Genomic DNA, 26,765 nt, shown 5'->3' on the forward strand with positions numbered 1-26,765 from the left:
CTGGTTAGGGTGGGGTCATGGCAGTCGTGAAGATCAACGCGATCGACGTCCCGCCCGGCGCGGGCGAGGAGCTGGAGAAGCGGTTCGCGGCTCGGGCCGGCGCGGTGGAGAACTCCCCCGGCTTCCTCGGGTTCGAGCTGCTCCGCCCGGTCGCCGGTGAGAGCCGCTACTTCGTCTACACCAGGTGGGAGTCGGAGGAGGCGTACCAGGCCTGGGCGGCCGGCCCGTCGCGCGCCGCGCACGCCGGCCAGCAGCAGCGCCCGGTCGCCTCCGGCGCGACCCTCCTGGAGTTCGAAGTGGTCCAACAGGTCCCCTGACCCCACGCCGCAGGGCCGCCGGCCGCCGCGCCGCCACTCGCCGTTGATCATGAAGTTGTCGCCTCCGGAAAGCGATTTGCGGGGCGACAACTCCATGATCAACACAGCCGGGTGAGGGGGCAGGGAGGCGGCGCGGAAGGCCGGGGGGTCAGGCGGGGCGAGTGGTGGTGAGGGTGGCGAAGACGATGACGTTGTCGGTGTAGCCGGTGCGGCCGCCGACGAACTCGCCACCACAGGTGATCAGCCGCAGCTGCGGCTGCCCCTCGTGGCCGTAGATGCGCTCCGCGGGGAACCGGTCCTTCGGGAAACGTTCCACGGTGTCGACCCGGAACACCACCACCGACGCGTCGGCCCGGGTCACCTCGATCGTGTCGCCCGGCTCCAGCTTGCCGAGGTCGTAGAAGACCGACGGCCCGCTCTTGGTGTCCACGTGACCGACGATGACCGCCGGGCCCGGCTCGCCGGGGATCGGCCCCCGGTCGTACCAGCCGGTCTCGTTGTGCCGCTCCAGCGGCGGTACGCCGATCGAGCCGTCCCGGGCCTGCCCGACCGGCGCGACCGGGGCGGAGACCTTGATCGTCGGCACCGACAGGCTCACCGGTCGGCTGGCCCGGACGGCAGCGGCGCCCTCGCCGCGGGGCGGCCGGTCCTCTCCCGCCGTCACCCACTCCAGCGGGCCGGCCGAATGGCCCAGCCCGACGCCGGTGGCGAAGACCCCGGCCAGCACCAGCACCACGGCCAGCGGCACCGTCCAGGGCGACCGGCCGGGCCGCCGCCCGACGGCCGCGCGGTCCGCGCCGCGCCGGCCGGGCGCCGGGCGTACGGGCGGGCGGGGCTGGGCGGTGACCATGTGGTCGATGGAGGCCCGTCGCGCGACGGCGGATCGGGCGGCCGCCGAGTTGGCGGGCGGTCGAGGGGCGGGACGCGGCGCGGCCATCGGCGGCGACCTCAGCGGTGGGCGCGCCGCGGTCGGCGGAGCGCGACGATGGCGACGACGAGCCCGGCGATCGTCAACGCGATCCCGCCCGGCACCAGCAGACCACCGGTGAAACCGCCGGCGCTGCCCCCGAAGCCGGTGGCCGGGCCGCGGGTGGGCTTCACCGCCTTGACGACCTGCAGCATCGTCGACGCGGTCTCGCCGTCGCGGCACTCCAGCTTGACCCGGTAGTTGCCGGGGCGGGTGCGCTCGCGCACCATCGGCGCGGCGGTGAGCAGGCCGCGTTGCGGCTGCACCTGCACCCGGCCGAACGCGTCCGACACGACGGTGGCGGGGATCGAGTTGTCCCGGCAACTGGCCTCGATCCCCACCAGGTAGCCGGGCTGGACCGTGCTGGGGCTGACCTTGACGAAGACGTCCACGACGGGGTTGGGCTGCGCGGGCTGACCCCCTGCCCCGGGGGCCGGCGCGCCGGCGAGGGCGGTGCCGTCCGCGGGGACGGCGGTGATGTCCGTCCCGTCGGCGGGCGCGCCGACCACCGTCGTCCCGTCCACGGGGTCGCCGGCCGACGTCGCGCCGTCCGCCGGCGTGGCGACGAAGTCGCGGTCCGTGGCGAGGGCCGGGGCTTCGACACCCGGCTGGTCGGGTTGCCAGACGGTGCCGGTCGACGCCTCCTCGAACCGGGGGGCGGAGGCCATCAGCACTCCGGCGACGATCGCGGAGAGCACGAAGCCAGCGCGGGTCATCGCCATGTCGCCCCCTCCCGACGCCGTCTCGAGGTGGCCGGGCAGCGGACCGCCCGGTCTGCCGTACGAGATGGATCCTCTCATCCCGGGGCGTACATCACACCGGTTCCGGCGGGACCGTCGCGTACCCTCGGATCGCTGTGACCTTCACCGACCACGACGCCACGCCTGCCGTGCCACCGACGCCCGCGCGGACGATCCGCACCTTCCACCCGCGCCGCGGCCGGATGACCGCCCGGCAGACCGACGCGCTGGACCGACTCTTCCCGACGTACGGTCTGGACGTTCCCGACGGGCCCGGCGACGCGGTCGACCTGGCCGCCCTGTTCGGGCGGCGCGCCCCGGTGGTGCTGGAGATCGGCTCGGGGATGGGCGACACCACCGCCGCGATGGCCGCGGCCGACCCGGACCGGGACTATCTGGCTGTCGAGGTGCACACCCCGGGGATCGCCAACCTCCTGGACCTGGTGCAGCGCCACGGCCTGGGCAACGTCCGGGTGGCGCGGGGCGACGCCCTGGAGCTGGTCCGGCGCCTGCCGGTCGGGGCCCTCGACGCGGTGCACGTCTTCTTCCCGGACCCGTGGCCGAAGGCCCGTCACCACAAGCGGCGGATCATCCAGCCGGCGCACGTCGCCCTGCTGGGCAGCCGCCTGCGGCCCGGCGGCACGCTGCACTGCGCCACCGACTGGGCGGAGTACGCCGAGGCCATGCGGGAGACCCTGAACGGCGCCCCGGACCTGGTCGACGTCCACGGCGGCTACGCGCCTCGCCCCGCGCACCGGCCGGTGACGAAGTTCGAGCGCCGGGCCCTGCTGGCCGGTCGCCCGGTCGCGGACCTGATCTACCGCCGCCGGTAGGGCCGCCCACGCCGGACCCGGCTGCCGTGAGCGGCGACCGGGCCGGCGCCGGAGCCGACCCCGCTGGTGCCGGGGCCCCGACCCGGCTGGCGTCAGAGGTCATGATCCAGGCACCATTGACGGGTTATGACGCTCACCGCCGCGCTGCCCGCAAGCGCCGACCCCGACACCCTCTACGACGCGTTCGCCGGCTGGGCGAAGGAGCGTGGACTCGACCTCTACCCCCACCAGGAGGAGGCGATCATCGAGATCGTCTCCGGCGCCAACGTGATCATGAATACGCCGACCGGCTCCGGCAAGAGTCTGGTCGCCGTCGCGGCGCACTTCGCGGCCCTGGCCGACGACCGGACGACCTTCTACACCGCACCCATCAAGGCGCTGGTGTCGGAGAAGTTCTTCGCCCTGTGTGAGATCTTCGGCGCGGAGAACGTCGGCATGCTCACCGGCGACGCCAGCGTCAACGCCGACGCCCCGATCATCTGCTGCACCGCCGAGATCCTGGCCAACCTCGCGCTACGCGAGGGCACCCGCGCCGACGTCGGCCAGGTGATCATGGATGAGTTCCACTTCTATGCCGAGCCGGACCGCGGCTGGGCGTGGCAGGCGCCGCTCATCGAACTGCCCCAGGCCCAGTTCATCCTGATGTCCGCCACCCTCGGCGACACCACCCGGTTCGTCGACGACCTGACCCGGCGCACCGGCCGGTCGACCGCCGTCGTCCGCTCGGCCGAGCGGCCGGTCCCACTCCTCTTCTCGTACGCGATGACACCGCTGCACGAGACCCTGGAGGAGCTGCTGCAGACGAAGCAGGCCCCGGTCTACGTCGTGCACTTCACCCAGGCCGCCGCCCTGGAACGCGCCCAGGCGCTGATGAGCGTCAACGTCAGCACCCGCGCCGAGAAGGACCTCATCGCGCAGGCGATCGGCAACTTCCGGTTCACCTCCGGCTTCGGCAAGACCCTGTCCCGACTGGTCCGGCACGGCATCGGCGTGCACCACGCGGGCATGCTGCCCAAGTACCGCCGCCTGGTGGAGACCCTCGCCCAGGCCGGCCTGCTCAAGGTCATCTGCGGCACGGACACCCTCGGCGTCGGCATCAACGTGCCGATCCGCACGGTGCTCTTCACCGGCCTGTCCAAGTACGACGGGGTACGCACCCGGCTGCTCAAGGCCCGCGAGTTCCACCAGATCGCCGGGCGCGCCGGCCGGGCCGGCTTCGACACCGTCGGCCGGGTCGTGGTGCAGGCCCCCGAGCACGTGATCGAGAACGAGAAGGCCCTGGCCAAGGCGGGCGACGACCCGAAGAAGCGGCGCAAGGTGGTCAAGAAGAAGCCGCCGGAGGGCTCGATCGGCTGGGGTGAGCCCACGTTCCAGCGCCTGGTGGAGGCCGAGCCGGAGCCGCTCACCTCCAGCTTCCAGGTGAGCCACTCCATGCTGCTCAACGTCATCGGCCGGCCCGGGGACGCGTTCACCGCGATGCGGCACCTGCTCACCGACAACCACGAGGACCGCGCCGCCCAGCGCCGGCACATCCGGCGGGCCATCGCCATCTACCGGGCCCTGCGCGCGGGCGGTGTGGTCGAGGAGCTGCCCGAGCCGGACGAGACCGGTCGCCGGGTCCGGCTCACCGTCGACCTCCAGCTCGACTTCGCGCTCAACCAGCCGCTGTCGCCGCTGGCCCTGGCCGCCATCGAGCTGCTCGACCGGGAGTCCCCGTCGTACGCCCTCGACGTGCTGAGCGTGATCGAGTCGATCCTCGACGACCCCCGCCAGGTGCTCTCCGCACAGCAGTTCAAGGCCCGCGGCGAGGCGGTCGCCGCGATGAAGGCCGAGGGCATCGAGTACGAGGCACGCCTCGAACTGCTCGACGAGGTGACCTGGCCCAAGCCCCTCGCGGAGCTGCTGGAGTCGGCGTACGAGATGTACCGGCAGGGGCACCCGTGGGTGGCCGACCACCAGCTCTCCCCCAAGTCCGTCGTCCGGGACATGTACGAGCGGGCGATGACCTTCACCGAGTACGTGCAGTTCTACGGGCTGTCCCGCTCCGAGGGTCTGGTGCTGCGCTACCTGGCCGACGCGTACAAGACGCTGCGGCAGACCGTCCCCGAAGACGCCAAGACCGACGAACTCGTCGACCTCATCGAGTGGCTGGGCGAACTGGTCCGGCAGGTGGACTCCAGCCTCATCGACGAGTGGGAGCGGCTGCGCAACCCGTCCGACGTCGCCGAGGTCGCCGCGACCCTGGACGACCGGCCACCGGCGGTCACCCGCAACACCCGCGCGTTCCGGGTGCTCGTCCGCAACGCCCTGTTCCGGCGGGTGGAGCTGGCCGCCCTGCGCCGCTTCGACCTGCTCGGCGAGCTGGACGCCGGGGACGGCTGGGACGCGGACGCCTGGGCCGACGCGCTGGAGCCGTACTTCGAGGCGTACGACTCGATCGGGGTCGGCCCGGACGCGCGCGGGCCGGCGCTGCTCATGATCGAGCAGGGCCGGGAGCGGTGGACGGTGCGGCAGATCCTGGACGACCCGGACGGCGACCACGACTGGGGCATCAGCGCCGAGGTCGACCTGGCCGCGTCCGACGAGGTGGGTGCGGCCGTCGTCCGGATCACCTCGGTCGGGCAGCTCTGAGTCGTACGGCCGGCTGGTGGCCGGCGTCCCCCGCGGACGCCGGCTCCAGCGCCGTCGTTCGCTAGTCGTCGTAGGTGCAGAACGGCGGCGGGTCGTCCGGGTCTTTCGGGATGCCCAGCTCGGCGCAGTCGAACGAACTGCCCGACGCGTGGACCCGCCAGCCACGCTGCTGCGTGTACCGGAACAGGTACATCCCGTCGCCCGCCTGATCCCGCTGCCACCCACTGGCCCAGTTCCGCCAGCACTCCACCGTGTCCGCACTGACCCGGTAACCGGGCGGCAGACCCGGCGCCCGGTCCAACGTCCGCGCCTCGACCGGGCAGCCCTGCGCCGGGCGCTGGGGCGACCGGGAGGTGGCCGGCGGTGACGATGGTGTCGTGGCCGGCGGCGACGACGGCGTCGAGGTCGGCGGCGCGGGGGACGCCGAGGTGGGTTCCGGCGCCGGGGCCGCACTGGACGGCGCGACGGTCGTCGGCTGGACGATCGGCGGCACGGTGGGCTCCGGGACGGTCCGGGCCGACAGGGCCGCGACGGCGGCGATGGCCACCACTCCGGCGGCCGCGGCGCTGCCGGTGGCGAGGGCGGTACGCCGACGCAACCGGCGCGAGGTGTCCAGCGCGCGCTCGTACAGGTCGGGGCTGCCGCCGTGCTCGGCGAGACCGTCCATGGCACCGCGCAGCCGATCGAACTCGTCGGTCATCGGGCCACCCCCTTCGTCTCCGCCGCTGGCAGCAACTCTGGCGCGATGGTGCGCAGTCGCGCCAGAGCCTTACTGGTCTGGCTCTTGACCGTGCCCACCGAGCACGAGAGCAACTGGGCGGTCTCCGCTTCGGTACGGTCCTCGAAGAACCGCAGCACCAGCACCGCGCGCTGACGGCGGGTGAGCTGGGCCAGCGCGCGGTGCAGCGAGATCCGCAGATCGGTACGACCCGCGTGATCACTGTCCGGGTGGGCCAGGTCGGTCAGCTCGCCGGGAAGGCTCTCGGCGAACCGGCTCCGCCGCCAGCGACGGATGTGCAGGTGGTACATGGCGGTGCGGGTGTACGCCTCGAAGTGCCCCTCGTCGGCGAGCCGGCGCAGTGCCCGGTGGGTGCGTGCCAGCGCGTCCTGCACCAGGTCCTCCGCCAGGTGCCGGTCACCGGTCAGCAGGAACGCCGTACGTTGCAGCGCCGGGGTGCGGGCCCGGACGAACACGGCGAACTCGGCCTCGGCCGGGTCGTCGGATCGCACCCGGACCCTCATCGTCGACACCGCCGGGTCCACCGCCGCTCGGCCACCATCGCTCCGAATCCCCGTCGTCGGAACAGCACCCCACGGACATCGCACCACCCCCGGTCAACTAGTTGCCGTAGGTGCAGAACGGCGGCGGGTCGTCCGGGTCTTTCGGGATGCCCAGCTCGGCGCAGTCGAACGAACTGCCCGACGCGTGGACCCGCCAGCCACGCTGCTGCGTGTACCGGAACAGGTACATCCCGTCGCCCGCCTGATCCCGCTGCCACCCACTGGCCCAGTTCCGCCAGCACTCCACCGTGTCCGCACTGACCCGGTAACCGGGCGGCAGACCCGGCGCCCGGTCCAACGTCCGCGCCTCGACCGGGCAGCCCTGCTCGGGACGCGGACGCGTCGGCAGGGTTCCGGCGGGAGCCATGGTCGTGGTGACCGTTGACGGGGCGGCCGTCGCGGCCGTGGTCGTGGTCGGTGTCGTTCCCGTGGGGGCCGCTGGCTCCCCCGAGGCGACCGGGCGAGCGCCGTCGCAGCCGGCGACGACGGTGAGCGCGAGAAGCGCGACCGGTACGAAGATCCGTGTGCCAGTGTGGTGAGTCATACCCGTGTCCAGCCTCCCCGGCGCCAAAGGGTTGCCGCCCGCGGAGACATTTCTCGTACGGTCGGCGACCGCGGCTGTCGCCGGGTCGTCGGCGTCCGCCGCGCCCGCCCGCAGACCGGCCCGAACGGCACCCCCGACGCCCTGGGCGATGTCAGTCCCGTCGATTAGAATGTATGTACTAATAGACGTCCTGACCTGGGAGGACGACCGTGACTGCGCCCGCCGCCGCACCCCTCACGCCCTACGCCACGCTCCTCGGCTTCACCCGCTACGTCGACCGCACCGGCCCGACCAAGGCGACCTTCGTCGGTGGCCTGCGCAAGCAGCGGGCCAGCCGGCACGGCTTCAACCCGCACGGCCAGTTCGTGAAGGCGCTCAAGGCCGACATCGCCTTCCACACCGGCGGCACCCACCTCGACCAGATCGCCGATCAGGTCAAGCCCCGCTGGCGCCCGCTCTACCAGGCGCTGGTGCCGGGCGCGACCGCCTGGCTGCACTCCCTCGGCGAGCCGACCTCCGTCGACCTGGCCCAGACCCGCGACGCCCTCGCCATGCTCGGCGACCTGCCCGTCAAGATCAACCCACACTTCGGCGTACGCCACTCCGACGGCCGCGTCGAAGCCGTCCGGCTGCACTTCGACGAGGCCCCGCCCAGCGAGGAGGCGGTGCTGGCCACGCTGCACCTGATGGCCCGCCACATGGACGCGGTGCTGCCGCACGCCGAGCCGGTCCTGGTGGACGTCCGGCGCGGTCAGGCGCACCGGATGCCCGAGGGCGCCAAGACCGACCAGATCGAACGTTGGCTCGCCGGCGAGGCGGCCGCCTTCCGCGCCCTCTGGACCACCGCCGCCTGACCCACCCCACCCCTCAACCCACGCCGGCCCCTCGACCCACCCGCCCGTCAACCCACCCGCCGACCGGCCCCTGCCTCACCCACCACCAGACGGCGCGGCGAAGCGCGGCGCGGCGCGACAAGGAAGATCACGCTGCAACGTGGAAGTAGTGGCCTCCCAGCCGACGGGAGGCCACTACTTCCATGTTCGAGCGTGAGCGGACACCCGGAGGGCGGCGCGCCCCCTGCGCGGGCGGCGGGAGGCCACTACATCCACGTTCGAGCGTGAGCGGACACCCGGAGGGCGGCGCGACCCGTGCGCCGCCGGTCGGGGAGGGCACCGCCGCCGGTCGGGGAGGGCACCGCCGCCGGTCGGAGGGCACCGCCGCCGGTCGGAGGGCACCGCCGCCGGTCAGGGAGGGCGCCGCCGCCGGTCGGGGAGGGCACCATTTCCGTGTTCGAGCGTGATCATGGGGCGTGGTTGTCCACAGGGGGCCGCCGGGCGTTCGGAAAACCGTCAGGGTTGACCGCATGCCCAAGGCCCCCCGTCGGCCGCCACAGTTGCGCGGTCGGATCTTCCGCGGCTCCGTTGCCATCTCGCGCGGGCTGCTCACCCGCAACGACCTGCGCAGCACCGCGTGGCGGTCACTGTTTCGAGACGTCTACGCCGACGCTCAGGTCCCCGTCACCCACCGCACCAGGTGTCTGGCGGTCGTCCGCTGGCTGACACCTCCGGGCACCGCCATCGCCGGGCGCGCCGCGGCCGCTCTCTACGGCGTGGGGCGGGTGCCGCCCGACCATCCGATCGAGGTGCTGGTGCCGCCCGGCCCCGAGGGGTCCCCGGCTCCGGCCCGTCCGCCCGGGCGCGCGGAGGCACTCCGACCACCGACGCGACTCGGCCCGACGGCAGGGCTGCGGGTGCACCACGGTGCGGTCGAGGCGGGGGACGTCGTCGACCGGGACGGGCTGCCGGTGACCGCGCCCGAACGAACCTGCTGGGATCTCGCGCGCTGGCTCGACGTCGTGGACGCGGTAATCGTCATCGACGGGCTGCTCGCGCGGCGGCACACCGACGTGGCGGCGCTCCGCGACTACGCACTTGCGCGGGCCGGTCGGCGCGGCTGGCGAGCACTGCTGCGGGCCGTCGAGCTGGCCGACGCGGGGGCCGAGTCGCCGCAGGAGTCGCGTGCCCGCGTCCGGCTGGTGCTGGCCGGGCTGCCCCGCCCGCAGACGCAGTACGTGGTCGCCGAGGCCGGTCGGTTCATCGCCCGACTCGACCTGGCGTGGCCGGAGTTCAAGGTGGCGGTCGAGTACGACGGGCTCTGGCACGACGAGCCGGAGCAGTTCCACCGGGACCGCCGCCGGCTGAACCGACTCCTCGGCGAGGACTGGATCGTCCTGCACCTGACCGGGAAACGACTGCGCGAGGACTTCGAGGGTTTCCTGTCGGAGGTCCGGGTCGCCCTGCGTACCCGTGGTGCGCGCCGGGCCGGTTGACGACGGAACGGGGCCACGCTTGCCCATGATCACACCGCAACACAGAAGTAGTGGCCTCCCCACGCGGAGGAGGCCACTACTTCACGGATCCAGCACGATCTTGAGCGCCGCTCCGGCGCGCCGGGGTGGGTCAGGCGGCCAGGTACTTCTGGATGTCATCCAGGATCTTGTTGGCGGCCCCGACGCCGATGCCGGTCATCCAGACCTCGTCCGACACCACATACGCCTTGTTGGCCTTGACCGCCGACAGGCCCTTCCAGAGGGTGCCGCCGGTGACCTTGGCCTGCTCCGCGGCGGCCTTCTCGCCGTACGCGGTCACGAAGATGACGTCACCGTCGACCTCGCTGACCCGCTCCTGGCTGACCACGTCGAAGCGCTTGTCCTCCTTGTTGGCGAGCTGCTGCCGCTCCGGCCGGCCGAGACCGGTGTCGCCGACGACGATGCCGGAGAACGAGTCCGGGCCGTAGACCCGGATCGCGCCGGGGAGGAAGCGCACGATGGAGATCTTGCGGGTGGCGGCGTCGCCGAGCTTCGTGCCGAACTCCTGGGCCCGGGTCTCGTACGTCGCCAGCAGGTCCTTCGCCTCCTGCTCCTTGCCGAGCGCCTTGCCGTCGAGGAGGAAGTTCTCCTTCCAGGTGATGCCGACCTTCTCGGTGAACACCGTGGGCGCGATGGCGGACAGCTCGTCGTAGAACTTCTCCTGGCGGAACTTGCTGCCCAGGATCAGGTCGGGCTTGAGCGCGTTGATCGCCTCGATGTCGGGCTCGGTGAGGACACCGACCTCCTTGATGCCGGCGAGCTTGTCGGCGCCGAAGTACGTCGGCCAGCTCTTGGCCTCGCCGGCGGTGGCGGCGCCGATCGGCGTCACGCCGAGGGAGAGCGCGGTGTCGATCTTGTCGGTGTCGAGCACGACGACCCGCTGCGGGTGGGCCGGCACCTTGGTGGTGCCCATGGCGTGGGTGATCTCCCGGGTCTCCCCGCCGGCGGTGCCGGCGACCGGGTCGCTCTCACCGCAGGCGGTGAGGCCGACGCCGAGGACGGCAGCCGCGGCGAGGACGGCGACGAGACGACGCATCAGTTTCCTTCCGAAGGGTACGAGCCGGCGAGAGCGTTCTCGCTGGCGGCGGTTGCGGCACCGGACGCGGCGCCGGAAGCGTTCAGCCCGGCCGAGCCGGCAGCCGCGGCACCGGCACCGGCACCGGCAGCCGAAGCAGAACCGGACGAGCCGGCAGCGCCGGCTGCGGACGAGCCGGCGGTGGACTCCCGGGCGAGGCCGCTGAGCGCGGGCACCACCAGCGGCGCACCGGTCACCGGGCAGGGCACCACGACGCATTCGAGCCCGAACACCTCACGGACCAGGTCGGCGGTGAGGATCTCGCGCGGCGGCCCGGCGGCCACCACGGCGCCGGCCCGCATCGCCACGAGGTGGTCGGCGTACCGGGCGGCCTGGTTGAGGTCGTGCAGCACGGCGACGACCGTGCGGCCCCGCTCGGCGCGCAGCCGGTGCAGCAGGTCCAGCACCTCCACCTGGTGGGCCAGGTCGAGGAACGTGGTCGGCTCGTCCAGCAGCAGCGCCTCGGTGTCCTGGGCGAGGGTCATGGCGATCCACACCCGCTGCCGCTGGCCACCGGAGAGGGTGTCCACCGGTCGGTCGGCGAGGCCGGCGACGTCGGCGAGGGCCATGGCCTGGTCCACGGCGGCGCTGTCCTGCTCGGACCACTGCCGCCACCACCGCTGGTACGGCTGCCGGCCGCGACCAACCAGGTCGGCGACGGTCACCCCCTCGGGGACGAGCGGGCTCTGCGGCAGGACGGCGAGCCGGCGCGCCACCTCCCGGGTCGGCAGGTCGCGGATGGCCGCGCCGTCGAGCAGCACGGCGCCGCGGCGCGGGTTGAGCAGCCGGGCCATGGTCCGCAACAGCGTGGACTTGCCGCAGGCGTTGGGGCCGACGATCACGGTGAACGCGTCGGCGGGCAGGTCCAGGTTCAGCCCGTCCAGCACGGTCCGCTCGTCGTAGCCGGCGACCAGGTCGCGGGTGGAGAGCATCAGGCCTCCTCGGCGGGGTGGACGCGGGGGTGCGCGGCGGTGGTCACGAGGACCTCCGACGACCGCGCAGGAGCAGGTACATCAGGTACGGCCCGCCGATGGCGGCGGTCAGCACGCCGGCCGGCAGCTGGGTGGGTGCGAAGAGCCGCCGCCCGGCGAGGTCGGCGAGGACGAGCAGCAGGGCGCCGAGCAGCGCGGCGCAGAGCAGGGGCGGCCGCTCGGCCCGGACGAGTCGCCGGGCCACCTGCGGCGCGACGAGGGCGACGAAGTCGACGGCGCCGACCTGGGCGGTGACCATCGCGGCGACGAGCACGCCGGTGCCGGCGAGCCCGATACGGCGGGCCACCGGGCGCAGTCCGATGCCCCGGGCGGTGTCGTCGTCCAGCGCGGTGCTGTTGAGCGCCCAACCGGCCCAGGCGAGCACGGGCAACAGCACCAGCAGCGTCCCGGCGATCCAGATCGTCTCCGTCCAGCCCTTGCCGGCGAGGGTGCCGATCAACCAGATCTGCGCCCGCAGCCCGTCGATCGGGTCGGCGGTGAGCATGACCACCTCGGTGAGCGCCCGCAGGGCGAAGGCGACGGCGACGCCGGCCAGCACGAACCGCTGGGCGGCCAGCCCGTGCCGCGCGCCGAGGGCGAGCAGCAGCGCCGCCGCGACCAGCCCGCCGGCCAGCGCCGCGGGCCCCACCAGCGCCGCGGCCACGCCGCTGGTCAGGGCGACCGTCGCGGCCAGACCGGCGCCCTGGGTGATGCCGATGACGTCGGGGCTGGCCAGCGGGTTGCGCGCCACGCTCTGGATCAGCGTGCCGGCGATGCCGAACGCCGCGCCGGCCACCGCGGCCAGCACGATCCGGGGCAGCCGCAGGTCGAGGACGACCAGGTCGTACGGGGTGCCGGCGCCGGAGAGCGAGCGCAGCACGTCGGGCGCCGCGACGTACGGGGTGCCGAGGGAGAGGCTGAGCACGATGGCGACCGCCAGCAGGGCGGTCAGCACTGTCGCGACGAGGACCGAGCGCCGCCGGATCTGCACGCTGGCCGGCCCGACCCGCAGCAGCGAGCGGCCGGGCAGCCGGGCGACGCCGGTGGCCGCTCCGGTCCGGTCGCCGGGGCGCGGCTCGTCGGGCCGGATCGCGTCACCGGCGACGGTCCGGGTACGGCTCGGGGCGCTCACGCCACCGCCTCGCTTCGCTCGGTGGCGGCGCGGCGCACCACGCTACTGAGCCACCCGGTTCGCTCGCTGCGCTCCCTCACGCGGTCACCACCCGGGCGCGACGGACCAGGAAGGCGAGCAGGGGCGCGCCGATCAGCGCGGTGACGATGCCGGCGGGGATCTCGCCGGGCGGGGCGACCAGGCGGCCGACGACGTCGGCGCCGAGCAGCAGGGCCGGGCCGAGGAGCGCGGAGACGGCGAGCGTCCACCGGTGGTCGGCGCCGACGAGGGCCCGGGCCAGGTGCGGCACGGCGAGGCCGACGAAGGCGATGGGGCCGGCCGCGGCGACCGCCGCCCCGGTGAGCAACACGGCGGCGACGCCGCCGCCGAGGCGGACCAGGCCGATCCGGTGGCCGAGGCCGCGGGCCACGTCGTCGCCGAGGGCGAGCGCGTCGAGGCCGCGGGCGACGAGGGCGGCGAGCGCGAGGCCGGCGAGGACGAACGGCAGGACCTGGAGCGCGACGGACAGGTCCCGCCCGGTCAGCCCGCCGACGACCCAGAACCGGTACTCCTCGAAGGTGCGGGCGTCGATGCTGAGCAAGGCGAACACCACGGAGGCCAGGCTGGCGTCGAGCGCGGCGCCGACCAGCGCGAGGGTCACCGGGCTGGCTCCCTCCCGCGCCCGGGAGGCGACGGCGAAGACCAGCAGGCCGGCGAGGAGCGCGCCGCCGATGCCGAACCAGACGTACCCGGCGAGCGTGCTCACCCCGAACACGGAGATGGCCAGCACCACGCCGAACGACGCGCCGGCGCTGATCCCGAGGATCCGCGGCTCGGCGAGCGGGTTGCGGGTGAGCGCCTGGAAGAGCACCCCGGCGACCGCGAGCGCCACGCCGACGGCCAGCCCCAGGGCCGTACGCGGGAGGCGAAGCTCACGCACGATGGTGCTGGCCTCCCCGCCGTCGGGGGCGACCAGGGCGTGCCACACCTGGTCCACCGGGAGCGGCCGACTGCCGAGCGCGAAGCTGGCCAGCACGGCCAGCAGCAGCACCGACGCGGCCACGAGGGTGACGGTGAGCCGGCGGCCGACGCGGGCGGTGCCGCGGCGACCGGTGGTGGCGGCCGGCCGGCTGACGAGGGTGGTCACGAATCTCCTGCGGTTTCGCGCTTAGGTTCGCCTTACCTTAGCCGACCCTGGTGCGGTGATCCCAGTGGGCGGGCAGCGATCGAACCTCGTTGACCTGGGCGGACTCCCGCGCGGAGCGACCGGCGGGCGGCCCGGCGCGCCCCTAGGGTGAGGGCATGCGATTCGACCAGCACACCGTCGTCCTGCTGGTCCGTCCGGCGGACGCCCCCGAGCTGCCGCAGGACGCGCTCGACCGGCTGCAGGACGCCCACCTGGCCCACCAGGCCGGACTGGTGGAGCAGGGTCTCGTCCTCGCGGCCGGGCCGTTCGTCGACACGGACGACGAGAGCCTGCGGGGCTTCGTGGTGCTCTCCGTCCACCGCGACATGGCACGCGAGCTTTATCACAACGACCCGGCGGTGCGCGCCGGCCTGCTGCGGGTGCGGGTGATGAGCTGGATGGTGCCCGAAGGCAACGTCCGGTTCGAGGACGTGGCGATGCCGCGGTCGATGCTGGAGGCGGCGGCCGGGGACTGAGCGACGCCGCCGCTTTCGGTCAGTCGCGGGGACGGGGCGCCGGCACCGGGTCGGCCGGAGCGTCGACCTGGTGGTCGGCCCAGACGTACGTGTCGGGGAGCAGGTCACCGATCGGCACGACGCGGAGCGCGTCGGCCGGCCCGACGATCACCCGGATCGACGGGAAGTAGTCGCGCAGCACCTGCCGGCAGCGCCCGCACGGCGGGATCACCCCCCGCCCGCGGTCCCCCACGGCGACGATGGTCTCCAGCTCGGTGACGCCCTGGGTGGCGGCGGCGCCCACGGCCACCACCTCGGCGCAGGGCCCACCGGTGAAGTGGTAGACGTTCACGCCGGTGAAGACCCGGCCGTCGGCAGTGCGGGCGGCGGCGGCGACGGTGTGGTTCTCGCTGCGGCAGCGCAGCTTCGCGACCGCCGTGGCGGCCTGCACCAACGCCCGGTCGGTGTCCCGCATCGTCATCCGCTCCCCCGTGATCGGCTCAGGTAGCCGGCAACTCTAGTCCGCCCCGGCCTGGGGTCGGGACAGCCGGGCAGGGTCGGGACAGCCGGGCAGAGTCGGGACAGCAGGCAGGGTCGGGACAGCCGGGCGCGAGCGGGCCCGCGATAAACCAGGAGGCGGCTCCGGAGCCGCGGACTAATCTTGGCGACGACATGCAGAATCCAGCCGCACCCGCCGCGACGGATCCCGTCCGCGAGCTGCACCGCCGCCTCAGCCCCCTGATGTTCCGCGACCAGCGCCGCCTTCAGCGGCGGTTGGACGGCGTCCGCAAGCTGCGCGACCCGCAGCGGAGGGCGGCGGCGCTGACCGAGATCACCGCCGAGGTCGACCGGGCCGAGCAGCGGCTGGCCGCGCGGCGGGCGGCGGTGCCGGTGATCACCTACCCGGCCGGCCTGCCGGTGAGCGAGCGCAAGGACGACATCGCCGCCGCGATCCGGGACCACCAGGTGGTGATCGTGGCCGGTGAGACCGGCTCCGGCAAGACCACCCAGCTGCCGAAGATCTGCCTGGAGCTGGGGCGCGGCGTGCACGGGTTGATCGGGCACACGCAGCCCCGGCGGCTGGCGGCGCGTACGGTCGCCGACCGCATCGCCGAGGAGCTCGGCACCGAGCTGGGCGACGTCGTCGGCTACAAGGTGCGCTTCGCCGACCAGGTGAGCGACCGCAGCCTGGTGAAGCTGATGACCGACGGCATCCTGCTGGCCGAGTTGCAGACCGACCGGATGCTCCGCCAGTACGACACCCTGATCATCGACGAGGCGCACGAGCGCAGCCTCAACATCGACTTCATCCTGGGCTACCTGCGGCAGCTGCTCCCCCGCCGCCCCGACCTCAAGGTGATCATCACCTCGGCGACCATCGAGACCGACAGGTTCGCCCGCCACTTCGCCGGCCCCGCCACCGAGGAGCACCCCGAGGGCGTCCCCGCGCCGGTCGTCGAGGTCTCCGGCCGGACCTACCCGGTGGAGGTGCGCTACCGGCCGCTGGTCGAGGTCACCGAGGGCGAGGACGACGGCGAGGACGAGGAGAACGTCCGCGACCAGATCCAGGCGATCGGTGACGCGGTCGAGGAGCTGGCCGCCGAGGGCCCCGGCGACATCCTGGTCTTCCTCAGCGGCGAGCGGGAGATCCGGGACACCGCCGAGGCGCTCGGCCGGCTCGTGCAGAACAAGCCGCTGCTGCGCGACACCGAGATCCTGCCGCTGTACGCCCGGCTGTCCACCGCCGAGCAGCACCGCGTCTTCGCCCCGCACCGGGGCCGGCGGGTCGTGCTCGCCACCAACGTGGCGGAGACCTCGCTGACCGTGCCCGGCATCAAGTACGTCGTCGACCCCGGCACCGCCCGCATCTCCCGCTACAGCAGCCGGCTCAAGGTGCAGCGGCTGCCCATCGAGCCGGTCTCGCAGGCGTCGGCCAACCAGCGCAAGGGCCGCTGCGGCCGCACCTCGGACGGCATCTGCATCCGCCTCTACGACGAGCAGGACTTCCTGTCCCGCCCCGAGTTCACCGACCCGGAGATCCTGCGCACCAACCTCGCGTCGGTCATCCTCCAGATGACCGCGATCGGGCTCGGCGACATCGCCGCCTTCCCGTTCGTCGACCCGCCGGACCGGCGCAACGTCACCGACGGCGTCAACCTCCTGCACGAGCTGGGCGCGCTGGACCCGACCGAGACCGACCCGGCGAAGCGGCTCACCCCGCTGGGACGCCGGCTGGCCCAGCTGCCCGTCGACCCGCGGCTGGCCCGGATGGTCGTCGAGGGTGAGCGCAACGGCTGCGCCACCGAGGTGCTGGTGATCGCCGCCGCCCTGTCGATCCAGGATCCCCGGGAACGGCCCGCCGAGAAGCAGGCCCAGGCCGACCAGGCGCACGCCCGGTTCGCCGACCGGGAGTCGGACTTCGTCGCCCTGCTCAACCTGTGGCGGCACCTGCGGGAGCAGCAGCGGGAGCTGTCGTCCAGCGCCTTCCGGCGGATGTGCAAGGCCGAGTTCCTCAACTACCTGCGCGTGCGGGAGTGGCAGGACATCGTCAGCCAGCTGCGGCAGGTGCTGCGTACGCCGGAACAGGGCGACGGGCGACGCGGCCGGCGCGACGCCACGGAGGCCGCGGCCGACGGCGGCCGGCGCGGACCGACCGCCGACCTGCCGGAGGAGATCGACACCCCGAAGGTCCACCAGTCGCTGCTGGCCGGCCTGCTCTCCCACATCGGGCTCAAGGACGCGCAGAAGAACGAGTATCTGGGAGCCCGCGGCGCCCGGTTCGCGGTCTTTCCCGGCTCGGCCCTGGCCAAGCGGCCGCCGCGCTGGGTGATGGCCGCCGAGCTGGTCGAGACGTCGCGGCTGTGGGGCCGGGTGAACGGCCGCATCGAGCCGGAGTGGGTCGAACCCCTCGCCCAGCACCTGGTGAAACGCAGCTACAGCGAGCCGCACTGGGAGAAGAAGCAGGCGGCGGTGATGGCGTACGAGCGGGTGACCCTCTACGGCGTACCGCTGGTGACGTCCCGGAAGGTGAACTTCGGGCGGATCGACCCGGCGCTGTCCCGGGAGCTGTTCATCCGGCACGCCCTCGTGGAGGGCGACTGGCAGACGCACCACCGGTTCTGGGCGGACAACCAGCGGCTGCTCGGCGAGATCGAGGAGCTGGAGCACCGCGCCCGGCGGCGGGACATCCTCGTCGACGACCAGACCATCTTCGACTTCTACGACCGGCGGATCCCCGCCGACGTGGTCTCCGGCCGGCACTTCGACGCCTGGTGGAAGACGACCCGCCGGGAGCGACCGGACCTGTTGACCTTCACCCGTGAGCTGCTCACCAACAGCGGCCGAGGCGGGGTCGACGAGGCGGACTACCCCGACGAGTGGCGCGCCGAGGGGGTCGCGCTGCCGCTGACGTACCGCTTCGAGCCGGGCACCGCGACCGACGGGGTGACCGTCGACATCCCGCTGCCGCTGCTCAACCAGGTGCCCGCGGAGACCTTCGACTGGCAGGTGCCCGGCCTGCGGGAGGAGCTGGTCGTCGCGCTGATCCGGTCGCTGCCGAAGGCGGTGCGACGCAACTTCGTCCCGGTGCCGGACTACGCCCGGGCCGCGCTCGCGGCGATGCCGGCCGGCGAGGAGCCGCTGCTGGACGCGCTCACCCGCCAACTGCGTCGGATGACCGGCGTCACCGTGCCCCGCGACGCGTGGGACGTGACGAAACTGCCGCCGCACCTGCGGGTGACGTTCCGCGTCCTCGGCGAGGACGACAAGCCGGTCGCCGAGGGCAAGGACCTGCCGGCGCTGCAACGCCGGCTCAAGCAGGAGGTACGGCAGGTGGTGGCGGCCGCCGCGCCGGACGTGGCCCGCACCGGACTGCGCGAGTGGAGCATCGGCACGCTGCCCCGCACCGTCGAGCAGGTGCGCGCCGGCTACGCGGTGACCGCGTACCCGGCGCTGGTCGACGAGGGCACGACGGCCGGCGTACGGATCTTCGACTCGGCGGCCGAGGCGGAGGCGGCGCACTGGGCGGGCACCCGTCGGCTGCTGCGGTCGACCGTGGCGTCACCGGCGAAGTTCCTTCAGGGGCGGCTGTCGAACGAGGCGAAGCTCGCCCTGTCCCGCAACCCGCACGGCGGCGTGCAGGCGCTGATCGAGGACGCGACCGGCGCGGCGATCGACAAGCTCATCACCGACGCCGGCGGTCCCGCCTGGGACGCCGACGGCTTCGCCGCGCTCCGCGAGCGGGTCCGGGCCGACCTGGTGGACACGGTCGTCGAGGTGATGGAGCGGGCGCGGCGGGTGCTCGCCGCCGCGTACGCGGTGGAGCAGCGGCTCGGGCGCACCCAGAACCTGGCCGTGGTGGCCGCCCTGGCCGACATCCGCGCCCAGCTCACCGGCCTGGTGCACGCCGGCTTCCTCACCGAGACCGGCTACGCCCGGCTGCCCGACCTGCTGCGCTACCTGACCGCCGTCGAGCGGCGACTGGACCGGCTGCCGCAGAGCCCGCAGCGGGACCGGCAGCAGCAGGACCGGATCGCCGTGGTGCAGAAGGAGTACCAGGAGCTGCTCGCCGCGCTGTCGCCGGCCCGCCGGCAGGAGGCCGCCGTCCGGCAGATCCGCTGGATGATCGAGGAGCTGCGGGTGAACGTGTTCGCCCAGGCGCTGGGCACCCCGTACCCGGTGTCGGAGCAGCGCATCTACCGGGCGATGGACGAGGCCGAGGGCCGCTGAGCCGGGTCGCCGCCCGCCGCGCCCGGCGGCCCTGATCCGGCCGGCGCGGCGGCCCCGGGTGGTGTGGCGCCGGGCGGAGGGGGAAGACGCTCGCCCTCGCACGTCGACCGGGCGTGCCGCCGGGTGAGGAGAACCGCTGGTGCCCACCGCCCCCGCGACCGTCGCGTCCATCCCTGACCACGTCGCCGCGCCCGGGCCGGCCCGCGCCGGCGTCCGCGTCGCCGGTCTCGTGGTGACCGGGCTGGCGCTGCTCCTGTTCGGCGTCCTGCACGCCCCGGGGCAGCCGGTCCACCCGGTACGCGAGACGGTCAGCGACTACGCGCTGTCCCGCCACGGCTGGCTGTTCAACGTCGCGGTGCTCGCCCTGGCCGCCGGGTCGGCCCTGCTGCTCGCGCCGGCGTTGCGACCGTCCCGGTCCGCCGGGTGGGCCCGGCTGGCGGCCACCGTGGGGCGGGCCGGGCTGGCCGCCTGGTGCGTGGGCCTGGCGGTGCTCGTCGTCTTCCCGCGCGACCCGATCGGCGTGCCCATGACGACCACCGGCGACATCCACCGCTGGGCGGCCGTCGCGGCCCTGACCGGCCTGCCGGTCGGCGCGCTGTTGACCGCCGTACGACACCCGGGGCGGCTCGCCCGGGCGGCGGTGGCGGGCGCCGCCGCCTGCGCGGTCGCGATGGTCCCGTTCGTGGCCGCCTACCTGGTGGGCTCGCCCCTGCGCCCGTACGTGGGGCTGCTCGAACGGCTCGTCTGCCTCGGCGAGATCGGCGTGCTGCTGGTCGTCGCCCGGCTCGGGCGGAGCGCCCGGGGCAGCGGCGCCTACAGCGGCTCGACGCCGGGCGGGAGCTCACCGTCGGTGCTCGCGTCCCGGACGTACTGCAGGAGGATGCGGCGCAGCTCGCGGCCGGCGTGGGTGGGCACCACGTCCCGGCGCCGCGCGACCGCGATCGTGCGGGTGACGCCCGGTGGGGCGAGCCGGGTGATCCGCACGCCCGGCCGGCGGGCGACGACGATGCCGGGCACCAGCGCGATGCCCAGCCCCGCCTCGACGAAGCTGAGCACGGCGTCCATCTCGCCGCCGTCGACGGCGATGGTCGGTTCGAAGCCGGCCTCCCGACAGGCTTGAAGGGTCGCGTCGCGCAGGTCGTAGCCCTCCCGGAACATCACCATCGGCTGGTCGCGCAGGTCGGTGATGCGCAGCTGCCCGGTGACCGTGGCGGCCGGCAGCTCGGCGACGGAGGCCACCACCAGGCTCTCCCGCAGGATCGGGTCGGCGCGCAGGCCGGGGTCGGTGCCCTGGGCCGGCATGATGATCAGCGCCAGGTCCAGGTCGCCGCGGAGCAGGTCGCGGACGAGGTCCTGCGAGCCGCCCTCCTCGACCCGCAGGTCGACGGTGGGGTGCGCGTCCCGGAAGCGACGCAGCACCGGCGGGGCGAGCGAGGTGGCGAGGCTGGGGGTGGCGCCGAGCCGGACGCGGCCCCGCCGCAGCCCCACCAGCTCCTGCACCTCCCGGGTGGCGGTGTCGACGTCGGCGAGGATCCGCTTGGCCAACGGCAGGAGGACCTCACCGGCGGTGGTGAGGGCGATGTTGCCCCTTACCCGTTCGAAGAGCGGGGCCCCGAGGTCGGCCTCCAGGGCGTGAATTTGCTTACTCAACGAGGGCTGGGTTATGCCGACGATGTCGGCCGCCTGGGTGAAATGTCGTACTTCGGCCACCGCCACGAAGTACCTCAGCTGATGGAGCTGCATCTACATAGCTTACGGCTATCAAGACTGCGAGGTCGATGCATTGGACGACTGATCAAACTGCTCCTAGCGTCGGCTCTGTGGTAGTCACGAGAGCGCGGTCGCCCATCCGTTCCAATGTCGGTCTCAAGGCCGTCATGGCGGTGACGGGCATCATCCTGGTGCTGTTCCTCATCGCACACATGCTCGGCAACCTGAAGGTGTTCACGGGGGAGACCTCGTTCGACCACTACGCGCACTGGCTGCGCGACATCGGCAAGCCCCTGCTGCCGGGCGTCTGGTTCCTCTGGATCCTGCGGGCCGTCCTCGTCGTCGCCGTGGTGGGGCACATCGCCGCCGCCACCGCGCTGGCGCTGCGCGCCCGAGCCGCCCGCCCGGTCCGGTACGCGCACCGCGCGAAGGTCCAGGGCAGCTACGCGGCCCGCACCATGCGGTGGGGCGGGGTGATCATCCTGCTCTTCGTGATCTACCACCTGCTGGACCTGACCACCGGTCACCTGAACCCGGTCGGCGACCCGAGCAACCCGTACTCCAACGTGGTCGCCGACTTCGCGCCGGAGCGCTGGTACGTCACGCTCTTCTACACCCTGGCGATCGTCTCGCTCGGCTTCCACCTGCGTCACGGCGCCTTCAGCGCGTTCCGGAGCCTCGGTCAGCAGACCCCGAAGGGTGAGCGTCGCGCCCGTACCGCCGCGCTGATCTTCGCCGTCGCCCTCTGCGCCGGCTACCTGGTGGTCCCGTTCGCCGTACTCACCGGATTGGTGGCCTGATCATGGATCTCTACACCGAGGGCGACCCGATCGCCGACGCCAAGGCTCCCGACGGCCCGATCGAGACCCGCTGGGACCGTCGCCGCTTCGACGCGAAGCTGGTCAACCCGGCGAACCGCCGGAAGATGACGGTGATCGTCGTCGGCACCGGCCTGGCCGGCGGCTCCGCCGCCGCCACGCTCGCCGAGCAGGGCTACCGGGTCAAGTCCTACTGCTACCAGGACAGCCCGCGCCGGGCGCACTCGATCGCCGCCCAGGGCGGCATCAACGCCGCCAAGAACTACCGCAACGACGGCGACTCGGTGCACCGCCTCTTCTACGACACCGTCAAGGGCGGCGACTTCCGCTCCCGGGAGTCGAACGTGCACCGGCTGGCCGAGGTCTCGGTCAACATCATCGACCAGTGCGTGGCGCAGGGCGTGCCGTTCGCCCGCGAGTACGGCGGCCTGCTCGACACCCGCTCCTTCGGCGGCGCCCAGGTACAGCGCACCTTCTACGCCCGGGGCCAGACGGGCCAGCAGCTGCTGCTCGGCGCGTACCAGGCCCTGGAGCGGCAGATCGGCCTCGGCAACGTCGAGATGAACTCCCGGCACGAGATGCTGGAGCTGATCATCGTCGACGGCAAGGCCCGCGGCATCGTCGTCCGGGACCTGGTCACCGGTGAGATCACCACCGAGTTCGCGGACGCGGTGGTGCTCGCCTCCGGCGGCTACGGCAACGTCTTCTACCTCTCCACCAACGCCAAGGGCTGCAACGTCACGGCCACCTGGCGGGCGCACCGCAAGGGCGCGTACTTCGCCAACCCGTGCTACACGCAGATCCACCCGACCTGCATCCCGGTCTCCGGCGACCACCAGTCGAAGCTGACCCTGATGAGCGAGTCGCTGCGCAACGACGGCCGGGTCTGGGTGCCGAAGGCCAAGGGCGACGACCGCAACCCGAAGGACATCCCCGAGGACGAGCGGGACTACTACCTGGAGCGGATCTACCCCTCCTTCGGCAACCTGGTGCCCCGCGACATCGCCTCCCGCGCCGCGAAGGCCGTCTGCGACCAGGGGCGGGGCGTGGGCCCGGGCGGGCTCGGCGTCTACCTCGACTTCGCCGACGCGATCGGCCGGCTCGGCCGCAAGGCCGTCGAGGCCAAGTACGGCAACCTCTTCGAGATGTACGAGCGCATCACCGGCGAGGACCCGTACGAGGTGCCGATGCGGATCTACCCGGCCGTGCACTACACGATGGGCGGGCTGTGGGTCGACTACGACCTCCAGTCGACCATCCCCGGCCTGTTCGTGATCGGCGAGGCCAACTTCTCCGACCACGGCGCCAACCGGCTCGGCGCGTCCGCGCTGATGCAGGGTCTCGCCGACGGCTACTTCGTGCTCCCGAACACCATCGCCAACTACCTGGCGGCCGGCCCGTTCGAGAAGGTCGACGCCAGCCACCCGGCGGCCGTCGAGGCGCGTCGCGACGTGGAGGACCGGATCCAGCGGCTGCTGGCCGTCAACGGCGACCGGACGGTCGACTCGTTCCACCGCGAGCTGGGCCAGATCATGTGGGAACACTGTGGCATGGAGCGCAGCGACGCCGGCCTGCGCAAGGCGATCGACGAGATCCGCGCGCTGCGCGAGCAGTTCTGGCAGCGCGTCCGGGTGCTGGGCGACGGCGACGGGCTCAACCAGTCGCTGGAGAAGGCCGGCCGGGTGGCCGACTTCTTCGAGCTGGCCGAGCTGATGTGCATCGACGCCCTGCACCGCGAGGAGTCCTGCGGCGGCCACTTCCGCGCCGAGCACCAGACGGAGGACGGCGAGGCCCAGCGCGACGACGAGAACTTCTCGTACGTGGCGGCGTGGGAGTACACCGCGACCGGCCAGCCGTCGGTGCTGCACAAGGAAGACCTGAAGTTCGAATACGTCCACCCCACGCAGCGGAGCTACAAGTGAACCTGACCCTGCGCATCTGGCGCCAGACCGGCCCCGAGGACAAGGGTCGGATGGTGACCTACCAGGTCGACGACGTGTCGCCCGACATGTCGTTCCTGGAGATGCTCGACGTGCTCAACGAGCGCCTGATCCTCGCCGGCGAGGACCCGGTGGCCTTCGACCACGACTGCCGCGAGGGCATCTGCGGCATGTGCGGCATGATGATCAACGGCCAGGCGCACGGGCCGCAGCGCGGCACCACCGCCTGCCAGCTGCACATGCGGCAGTTCTCCGACGGCGACACGATCGACATCGAGCCGTGGCGTGCCCGGGCCTTCCCGGTCATCAAGGACCTGGTCGTCAACCGGGGCGCCTTCGACAAGATCATCGCGGCGGGCGGGTACATCACCGCGCCGACCGGCAGCGCCCCGGAGGCCCACTCGGTGCCGGTGGCCAAGGCCAACGCGGACGCGGCGTTCGAGTCGGCGGCCTGCATCGGCTGCGGCGCCTGCGTGGCGGCCTGCCCGAACGGCTCCGGCATGCTGTTCACCGCCGCCAAGGTCACCCAGCTCTCGCTGCTGCCGCAGGGCCAGCCGGAGCGCTACACCCGGGTGATCGGCATGGTCGACGCGCACGACGAGGCCGGCTTCGGCGGCTGCACCAACGCCGGCGAGTGCACGGTGGCCTGCCCGAAGGGCATCCCGCTGAACACCATCGGCCGCCTCAACCGCGACTTCCTCGCGGCCACCACCACGAAGCGCAGCGACAACACCCCCGGTTCCTGACCGCCCAGGCCGGACGACGGGCCGCCGCACCCCACGAGGGGGCGGCGGCCCGTCGGCATCCGGGCCCCCGCCGCCGCGCAGCGTCTGCGGCCCCGCCCGGTTCAACTCCCCCCACGCGGGTAGCAGCCGGGAGGAGAACTCCAGCGGAGGGAACCGGACATGAAGGCTTTGACGTGGCAGGGCAGGCGGGACGTACGGGTGGAGGAGGTGCCCGACCCGAGGATCGAGGAGCCGACCGACGCGATCGTCCGCATCACCTCCACCGCCATCTGCGGCTCGGACCTGCACCTGTACGAGGTGCTCGGGCCGTACCTGAAGCCGGGTGACATCCTCGGCCACGAGCCGATGGGGGTCGTCGAGGAGGTCGGCTCCGCGGTGACCCGCCTCAAGCCCGGCGACCGGGTGGTGGTGCCGTTCAACATCGCCTGCGGCAGCTGCTGGATGTGCCGACGGCAGCTCTACGCGCAGTGCGAGACCACCCAGGTACGCGGCCAGGGCAAGGGCGCCGCCCTGTTCGGCTACACCTCGCTCTACGGCTCCGTCCCCGGCGGGCAGGCCGAGTACCTGCGCGTGCCGCACGCCGACTTCGGCCCGATCGTGGTCCCCGCGACCGGCCCCGACGAACGCTGGCTCTACCTCTCCGACATCCTCCCCACCGCCTGGCAGGCGGTGAAGTACGCGGACACCCCACCCGGTGGCACCCTGGCCGTCTTCGGTCTCGGCCCGGTCGGCCAGTTCTGCGCCCGCGTCGCCCGGCACCTCGGCGTCGACCGGGTCATCGGCCTCGACCTCGTCCCGGAACGCCTGGAGCTGGCCCGTCGGCACGGCGTGGAGGTCCTCGACGTCCGGGAGCTCGACGACGTCCCGGGCGCGCTCGTCGACCTCGTCGACGGCCGCGGCCCGGACGCGGTGATCGACGCCGTCGGCATGGAGGCGCACGGCTCCCCCACCGGAAAACTCGCCCAGGCCGCCGTCGGCCTGCTGCCCGACCGGGTCGCCCAGAACATGATCGACCGGGCCGGCGTGGACCGGCTCAGCGTGCTGCACGCCGCCCTCAAGGCCGTCCGCCGGGGCGGCACCGTCTCGCTCTCCGGCGTGTACGGCGGCGAGCAGGACCCGATGCCGATGATGGAGATGTTCGACCGGGGCATCCAGCTGCGGATGGGCCAGTGCCACGTCCGCCGCTGGGTCGACGAGATCCTGCCGCTGCTCGACCGCGACGACGACCCCTTGTGCGTGGAGGACCTGCGCACCCACCGGATGCCGCTGACGCAGGCGCCCGAGGCGTACGAGATGTTCCAGCAGAAGCGGGACGGCTGCGTCAAGGTGGTGCTCGCGCCGTGAGTCGGGTGGTGGTGCTCGTCGGCGCGACCAGCGGAATCGGGCGCGCCGCGGCCCGGGCGTTCGCCGAGCGCGGCGACCGTCTGGTCCTCGCCGCCCGCGCCCCGCGCACCCTCGCCGACGTACGCGACGAGTGTGCGCGAGTCGGCGCGGAGGTGCTCACCGTGCCCACCGACGTCACCACCCCCGGGGCCCTGGAGGCGCTGGCCGACGCGGCCGTCGACCGGTTCGGCCGGATCGACGTCTGGGTGCACACCGCGGCGGTCACCGCGTACGGGCGGTTCGAACAGCTGCCCGCCCGGGTCTTCGACCAGGTGGTCCGCACCGACCTGCTGGCCGTCGCCGAGGCGACCCGGGTGGCCCTGCGCCACTTCCGGGCCACCTCGGCGGGCACGCTGATCATCACCGGGTCGGTGCTCGGGCACATCACCGCGCCCTACCTGAGCAGCTACGCGACCGCCAAGTGGGGACTGGCCGGGCTGGTCCGGACCCTCCAGCAGGAGCTGCGCGACGACGCCGACATCCACGTCTGCCTGGTCAGCCCCGGCAGCGTCGACACCCCCATCTACCAGCGGGCGGCCAACCACGCCGGCCAGGTCGGCCGCCCGCCGCCGCCGATCGCCTCCGCGAAGCGGGTGGCCCGGGCCATCCTGGACTGCGCCGACCACCCCCGCCGCGAGGTGTCCGTGGGCCCGCTCAACGGGCTGATGCGGGCCGGTTTCACGCTGCTGCCCGGGGTCTACGACGTCCTGGTGGGCCCACTCATGCGACGCCTGGGGCTGGACGCGGCCGTCGACCCGCACGACGGCGTCGTCTTCGCCCCGGACCCGACCAGCGAGGCCGTACACGGCGGCTGGCTGCCCGACCTCGGGCGGGTGCTGCGGGCCGCCGGCAACCTGCCCGGCCAGGTCGGCGCGCTGGTCCGGCGCCCCGTCCGGTGACCCGTCGACGGGATCACCGACGTCGATCGGTTCGCCTAGGGTGGTGGGCCGGAGAACTCTCC

Annotated in this window: 22 protein-coding genes and 2 pseudogenes; 13 read left to right on the forward strand and 11 right to left on the reverse strand. The window is 73.3% G+C overall.

Features of this window, described 5'->3' with window-relative positions; all coding sequences use genetic code 11:
- Positions 1-17 precede the first annotated feature (17 nt).
- On the forward strand, positions 18-317 hold the full coding sequence (locus tag ACIBTV_RS13470) for an antibiotic biosynthesis monooxygenase family protein (protein WP_396704530.1): 300 nt from the start codon (positions 18-20) through the stop codon (positions 315-317).
- Between the two features lie 148 nt (positions 318-465).
- Here the strand turns inward: ACIBTV_RS13470 and ACIBTV_RS13475 are convergent, their stop codons facing one another.
- Both ACIBTV_RS13475 and ACIBTV_RS13480 read right to left on the reverse strand, forming a co-directional pair.
- Positions 466-1,167 carry a class F sortase gene (locus ACIBTV_RS13475; protein ID WP_396704907.1) on the reverse strand — a complete coding sequence of 234 codons (702 nt, stop codon included), beginning with the start codon at positions 1,165-1,167 and terminating at the stop codon, positions 466-468.
- 98 nt (positions 1,168-1,265) lie between these two features.
- Positions 1,266-2,006 carry a hypothetical protein gene (locus ACIBTV_RS13480; protein ID WP_396704532.1) on the reverse strand — a complete coding sequence of 247 codons (741 nt, stop codon included), beginning with the start codon at positions 2,004-2,006 and terminating at the stop codon, positions 1,266-1,268.
- Positions 2,007-2,140: 134 nt separating this feature from the next.
- Here ACIBTV_RS13480 and trmB point away from each other — a divergent pair, with 134 nt between their 5' ends.
- Both trmB and ACIBTV_RS13490 read left to right on the forward strand, forming a co-directional pair.
- A complete protein-coding gene (trmB, locus tag ACIBTV_RS13485; protein ID WP_396704534.1) occupies positions 2,141-2,857 on the forward strand; it encodes a tRNA (guanosine(46)-N7)-methyltransferase TrmB in 717 nt (238 codons plus the stop codon).
- A gap of 126 nt (positions 2,858-2,983) precedes the next feature.
- Positions 2,984-5,488 (forward strand): DEAD/DEAH box helicase, encoded by a 2,505-nt coding sequence (locus ACIBTV_RS13490; protein ID WP_396704536.1) that lies wholly within the window; start codon positions 2,984-2,986, stop codon positions 5,486-5,488.
- Between the two features lie 61 nt (positions 5,489-5,549).
- Here ACIBTV_RS13490 and ACIBTV_RS13495 read toward each other — a convergent pair whose 3' ends face one another.
- From ACIBTV_RS13495 to ACIBTV_RS13505, 3 genes are all read right to left on the reverse strand, one after another.
- Positions 5,550-6,188, reverse strand: a complete 639-nt coding sequence (locus tag ACIBTV_RS13495) for a hypothetical protein (protein WP_396704538.1) — start codon at positions 6,186-6,188, stop codon at positions 5,550-5,552.
- Complete coding sequence (locus ACIBTV_RS13500; protein WP_396704540.1) at positions 6,185-6,730, reverse strand: SigE family RNA polymerase sigma factor; 546 nt, start codon at positions 6,728-6,730, stop codon at positions 6,185-6,187. Before ACIBTV_RS13500 ends, ACIBTV_RS13495 begins: the two co-directional genes overlap by 4 nt.
- A 97-nt stretch (positions 6,731-6,827) precedes the next feature.
- On the reverse strand, positions 6,828-7,136 hold the full coding sequence (locus tag ACIBTV_RS13505; protein WP_396704543.1) for a hypothetical protein: 309 nt from the start codon (positions 7,134-7,136) through the stop codon (positions 6,828-6,830).
- A gap of 386 nt (positions 7,137-7,522) precedes the next feature.
- On the opposite strand from ACIBTV_RS13505, the gene ACIBTV_RS13510 reads away from it, so the two are divergent.
- Together ACIBTV_RS13510 and ACIBTV_RS13515 are read left to right on the forward strand one after the other, a co-directional pair.
- A complete protein-coding gene (locus ACIBTV_RS13510) occupies positions 7,523-8,167 on the forward strand; it encodes a hypothetical protein (RefSeq protein WP_396704545.1) in 645 nt (214 codons plus the stop codon).
- Positions 8,168-8,676: 509 nt separating this feature from the next.
- Positions 8,677-9,642: a hypothetical protein gene (locus ACIBTV_RS13515; RefSeq protein WP_396704547.1), complete on the forward strand. Its 966-nt coding sequence runs from the start codon at positions 8,677-8,679 to the stop codon at positions 9,640-9,642.
- A gap of 130 nt (positions 9,643-9,772) precedes the next feature.
- Here ACIBTV_RS13515 and ACIBTV_RS13520 read toward each other — a convergent pair whose 3' ends face one another.
- The 4 genes and pseudogenes from ACIBTV_RS13520 to ACIBTV_RS13535 all read right to left on the reverse strand — a co-directional run bounded on the left by ACIBTV_RS13520 (position 9,773) and on the right by ACIBTV_RS13535 (position 13,985).
- The gene (locus tag ACIBTV_RS13520; protein ID WP_396704549.1) at positions 9,773-10,717 is read right to left on the reverse strand and encodes an ABC transporter substrate-binding protein; all 945 of its coding nucleotides are present in this window, start codon (positions 10,715-10,717) and stop codon (positions 9,773-9,775) included.
- Between the two features lie 206 nt (positions 10,718-10,923).
- Positions 10,924-11,688: pseudogene (locus tag ACIBTV_RS13525) on the reverse strand (ABC transporter ATP-binding protein); the annotation flags it as partial.
- Between the two features lie 43 nt (positions 11,689-11,731).
- Positions 11,732-12,859 (reverse strand): FecCD family ABC transporter permease, encoded by a 1,128-nt coding sequence (locus tag ACIBTV_RS13530; protein ID WP_396704551.1) that lies wholly within the window; start codon positions 12,857-12,859, stop codon positions 11,732-11,734.
- Positions 12,860-12,935: 76 nt separating this feature from the next.
- On the reverse strand, positions 12,936-13,985 hold the full coding sequence (locus ACIBTV_RS13535) for a FecCD family ABC transporter permease (protein ID WP_396704553.1): 1,050 nt from the start codon (positions 13,983-13,985) through the stop codon (positions 12,936-12,938).
- Positions 13,986-14,140: 155 nt separating this feature from the next.
- On the opposite strand from ACIBTV_RS13535, the gene ACIBTV_RS13540 reads away from it, so the two are divergent.
- Positions 14,141-14,500: a YciI family protein gene (locus ACIBTV_RS13540; RefSeq protein WP_396704555.1), complete on the forward strand. Its 360-nt coding sequence runs from the start codon at positions 14,141-14,143 to the stop codon at positions 14,498-14,500.
- 19 nt (positions 14,501-14,519) lie between these two features.
- On the opposite strand, the gene ACIBTV_RS13545 is transcribed toward ACIBTV_RS13540, so the two are convergent.
- Entirely contained in the window at positions 14,520-14,960 is a 441-nt protein-coding gene (locus ACIBTV_RS13545; protein WP_396704557.1) for a cytidine deaminase family protein, read from the reverse strand.
- A 191-nt stretch (positions 14,961-15,151) separates the two neighbouring features.
- Here ACIBTV_RS13545 and hrpA point away from each other — a divergent pair, with 191 nt between their 5' ends.
- Together hrpA and ACIBTV_RS13555 are read left to right on the forward strand one after the other, a co-directional pair.
- Positions 15,152-19,207: an ATP-dependent RNA helicase HrpA gene (gene hrpA / locus ACIBTV_RS13550; RefSeq protein ID WP_396704559.1), complete on the forward strand. Its 4,056-nt coding sequence runs from the start codon at positions 15,152-15,154 to the stop codon at positions 19,205-19,207.
- 232 nt (positions 19,208-19,439) lie between these two features.
- Positions 19,440-19,979, forward strand: a pseudogene (locus ACIBTV_RS13555) (DUF998 domain-containing protein); the annotation flags it as partial.
- A gap of 41 nt (positions 19,980-20,020) precedes the next feature.
- Here ACIBTV_RS13555 and ACIBTV_RS13560 read toward each other — a convergent pair.
- Entirely contained in the window at positions 20,021-20,950 is a 930-nt protein-coding gene (locus ACIBTV_RS13560; RefSeq protein ID WP_396704561.1) for a LysR family transcriptional regulator, read from the reverse strand.
- A 35-nt stretch (positions 20,951-20,985) separates the two neighbouring features.
- Here ACIBTV_RS13560 and ACIBTV_RS13565 point away from each other — a divergent pair, with 35 nt between their 5' ends.
- The 5 genes from ACIBTV_RS13565 (at position 20,986) to ACIBTV_RS13585 (ending at position 26,703) form a co-directional block, all read left to right on the forward strand.
- Complete coding sequence (locus tag ACIBTV_RS13565) at positions 20,986-21,717, forward strand: succinate dehydrogenase cytochrome b subunit (RefSeq protein ID WP_396704563.1); 732 nt, start codon at positions 20,986-20,988, stop codon at positions 21,715-21,717.
- A 2-nt stretch (positions 21,718-21,719) separates the two neighbouring features.
- Complete coding sequence (locus ACIBTV_RS13570; protein WP_396704565.1) at positions 21,720-23,657, forward strand: fumarate reductase/succinate dehydrogenase flavoprotein subunit; 1,938 nt, start codon at positions 21,720-21,722, stop codon at positions 23,655-23,657.
- Positions 23,654-24,421 carry a succinate dehydrogenase/fumarate reductase iron-sulfur subunit gene (locus ACIBTV_RS13575; protein ID WP_091589833.1) on the forward strand — a complete coding sequence of 256 codons (768 nt, stop codon included), beginning with the start codon at positions 23,654-23,656 and terminating at the stop codon, positions 24,419-24,421. The genes ACIBTV_RS13570 and ACIBTV_RS13575 overlap by 4 nt, the downstream gene beginning before the upstream one ends.
- A 159-nt stretch (positions 24,422-24,580) precedes the next feature.
- Positions 24,581-25,765, forward strand: coding sequence for a zinc-dependent alcohol dehydrogenase (locus ACIBTV_RS13580; protein ID WP_396704567.1), 1,185 nt, complete (start codon positions 24,581-24,583; stop codon positions 25,763-25,765).
- The gene (locus tag ACIBTV_RS13585) at positions 25,762-26,703 is read left to right on the forward strand and encodes an SDR family NAD(P)-dependent oxidoreductase (RefSeq protein ID WP_396704569.1); all 942 of its coding nucleotides are present in this window, start codon (positions 25,762-25,764) and stop codon (positions 26,701-26,703) included. The genes ACIBTV_RS13580 and ACIBTV_RS13585 overlap by 4 nt, the downstream gene beginning before the upstream one ends.
- Positions 26,704-26,765 lie beyond the last annotated feature (62 nt).

The sequence above is a fragment of the Micromonospora sp. NPDC049366 genome (assembly GCF_044466625.1).
Lineage (GTDB): Bacteria > Actinomycetota > Actinomycetes > Mycobacteriales > Micromonosporaceae > Micromonospora.

What these genes read in the sequence shown, in the direction of transcription:
- ACIBTV_RS13565 (WP_396704563.1), top strand. Translation starts at nt 20,986, where the DNA reads ATGCATTGGACGACTGATCAAACTGCTCCTAGCGTCGGCTCTGTGGTA.
- ACIBTV_RS13545 (WP_396704557.1), bottom strand. Translation starts at nt 14,960, where the DNA reads ATGACGATGCGGGACACCGACCGGGCGTTGGTGCAGGCCGCCACGGCG.
- ACIBTV_RS13520 (WP_396704549.1), bottom strand. Translation starts at nt 10,717, where the DNA reads ATGCGTCGTCTCGTCGCCGTCCTCGCCGCGGCTGCCGTCCTCGGCGTC.
- ACIBTV_RS13470 (WP_396704530.1), top strand. Translation starts at nt 18, where the DNA reads ATGGCAGTCGTGAAGATCAACGCGATCGACGTCCCGCCCGGCGCGGGC.
- ACIBTV_RS13505 (WP_396704543.1), bottom strand. Translation starts at nt 7,136, where the DNA reads ATGGCTCCCGCCGGAACCCTGCCGACGCGTCCGCGTCCCGAGCAGGGC.
- ACIBTV_RS13570 (WP_396704565.1), top strand. Translation starts at nt 21,720, where the DNA reads ATGGATCTCTACACCGAGGGCGACCCGATCGCCGACGCCAAGGCTCCC.
- ACIBTV_RS13490 (WP_396704536.1), top strand. Translation starts at nt 2,984, where the DNA reads ATGACGCTCACCGCCGCGCTGCCCGCAAGCGCCGACCCCGACACCCTC.
- ACIBTV_RS13540 (WP_396704555.1), top strand. Translation starts at nt 14,141, where the DNA reads ATGCGATTCGACCAGCACACCGTCGTCCTGCTGGTCCGTCCGGCGGAC.
- ACIBTV_RS13475 (WP_396704907.1), bottom strand. Translation starts at nt 1,167, where the DNA reads ATGGTCACCGCCCAGCCCCGCCCGCCCGTACGCCCGGCGCCCGGCCGG.
- ACIBTV_RS13500 (WP_396704540.1), bottom strand. Translation starts at nt 6,730, where the DNA reads ATGAGGGTCCGGGTGCGATCCGACGACCCGGCCGAGGCCGAGTTCGCC.
- ACIBTV_RS13515 (WP_396704547.1), top strand. Translation starts at nt 8,677, where the DNA reads ATGCCCAAGGCCCCCCGTCGGCCGCCACAGTTGCGCGGTCGGATCTTC.
- hrpA (WP_396704559.1), top strand. Translation starts at nt 15,152, where the DNA reads ATGCAGAATCCAGCCGCACCCGCCGCGACGGATCCCGTCCGCGAGCTG.
- ACIBTV_RS13480 (WP_396704532.1), bottom strand. Translation starts at nt 2,006, where the DNA reads ATGGCGATGACCCGCGCTGGCTTCGTGCTCTCCGCGATCGTCGCCGGA.
- ACIBTV_RS13495 (WP_396704538.1), bottom strand. Translation starts at nt 6,188, where the DNA reads ATGACCGACGAGTTCGATCGGCTGCGCGGTGCCATGGACGGTCTCGCC.
- ACIBTV_RS13560 (WP_396704561.1), bottom strand. Translation starts at nt 20,950, where the DNA reads ATGCAGCTCCATCAGCTGAGGTACTTCGTGGCGGTGGCCGAAGTACGA.
- ACIBTV_RS13580 (WP_396704567.1), top strand. Translation starts at nt 24,581, where the DNA reads ATGAAGGCTTTGACGTGGCAGGGCAGGCGGGACGTACGGGTGGAGGAG.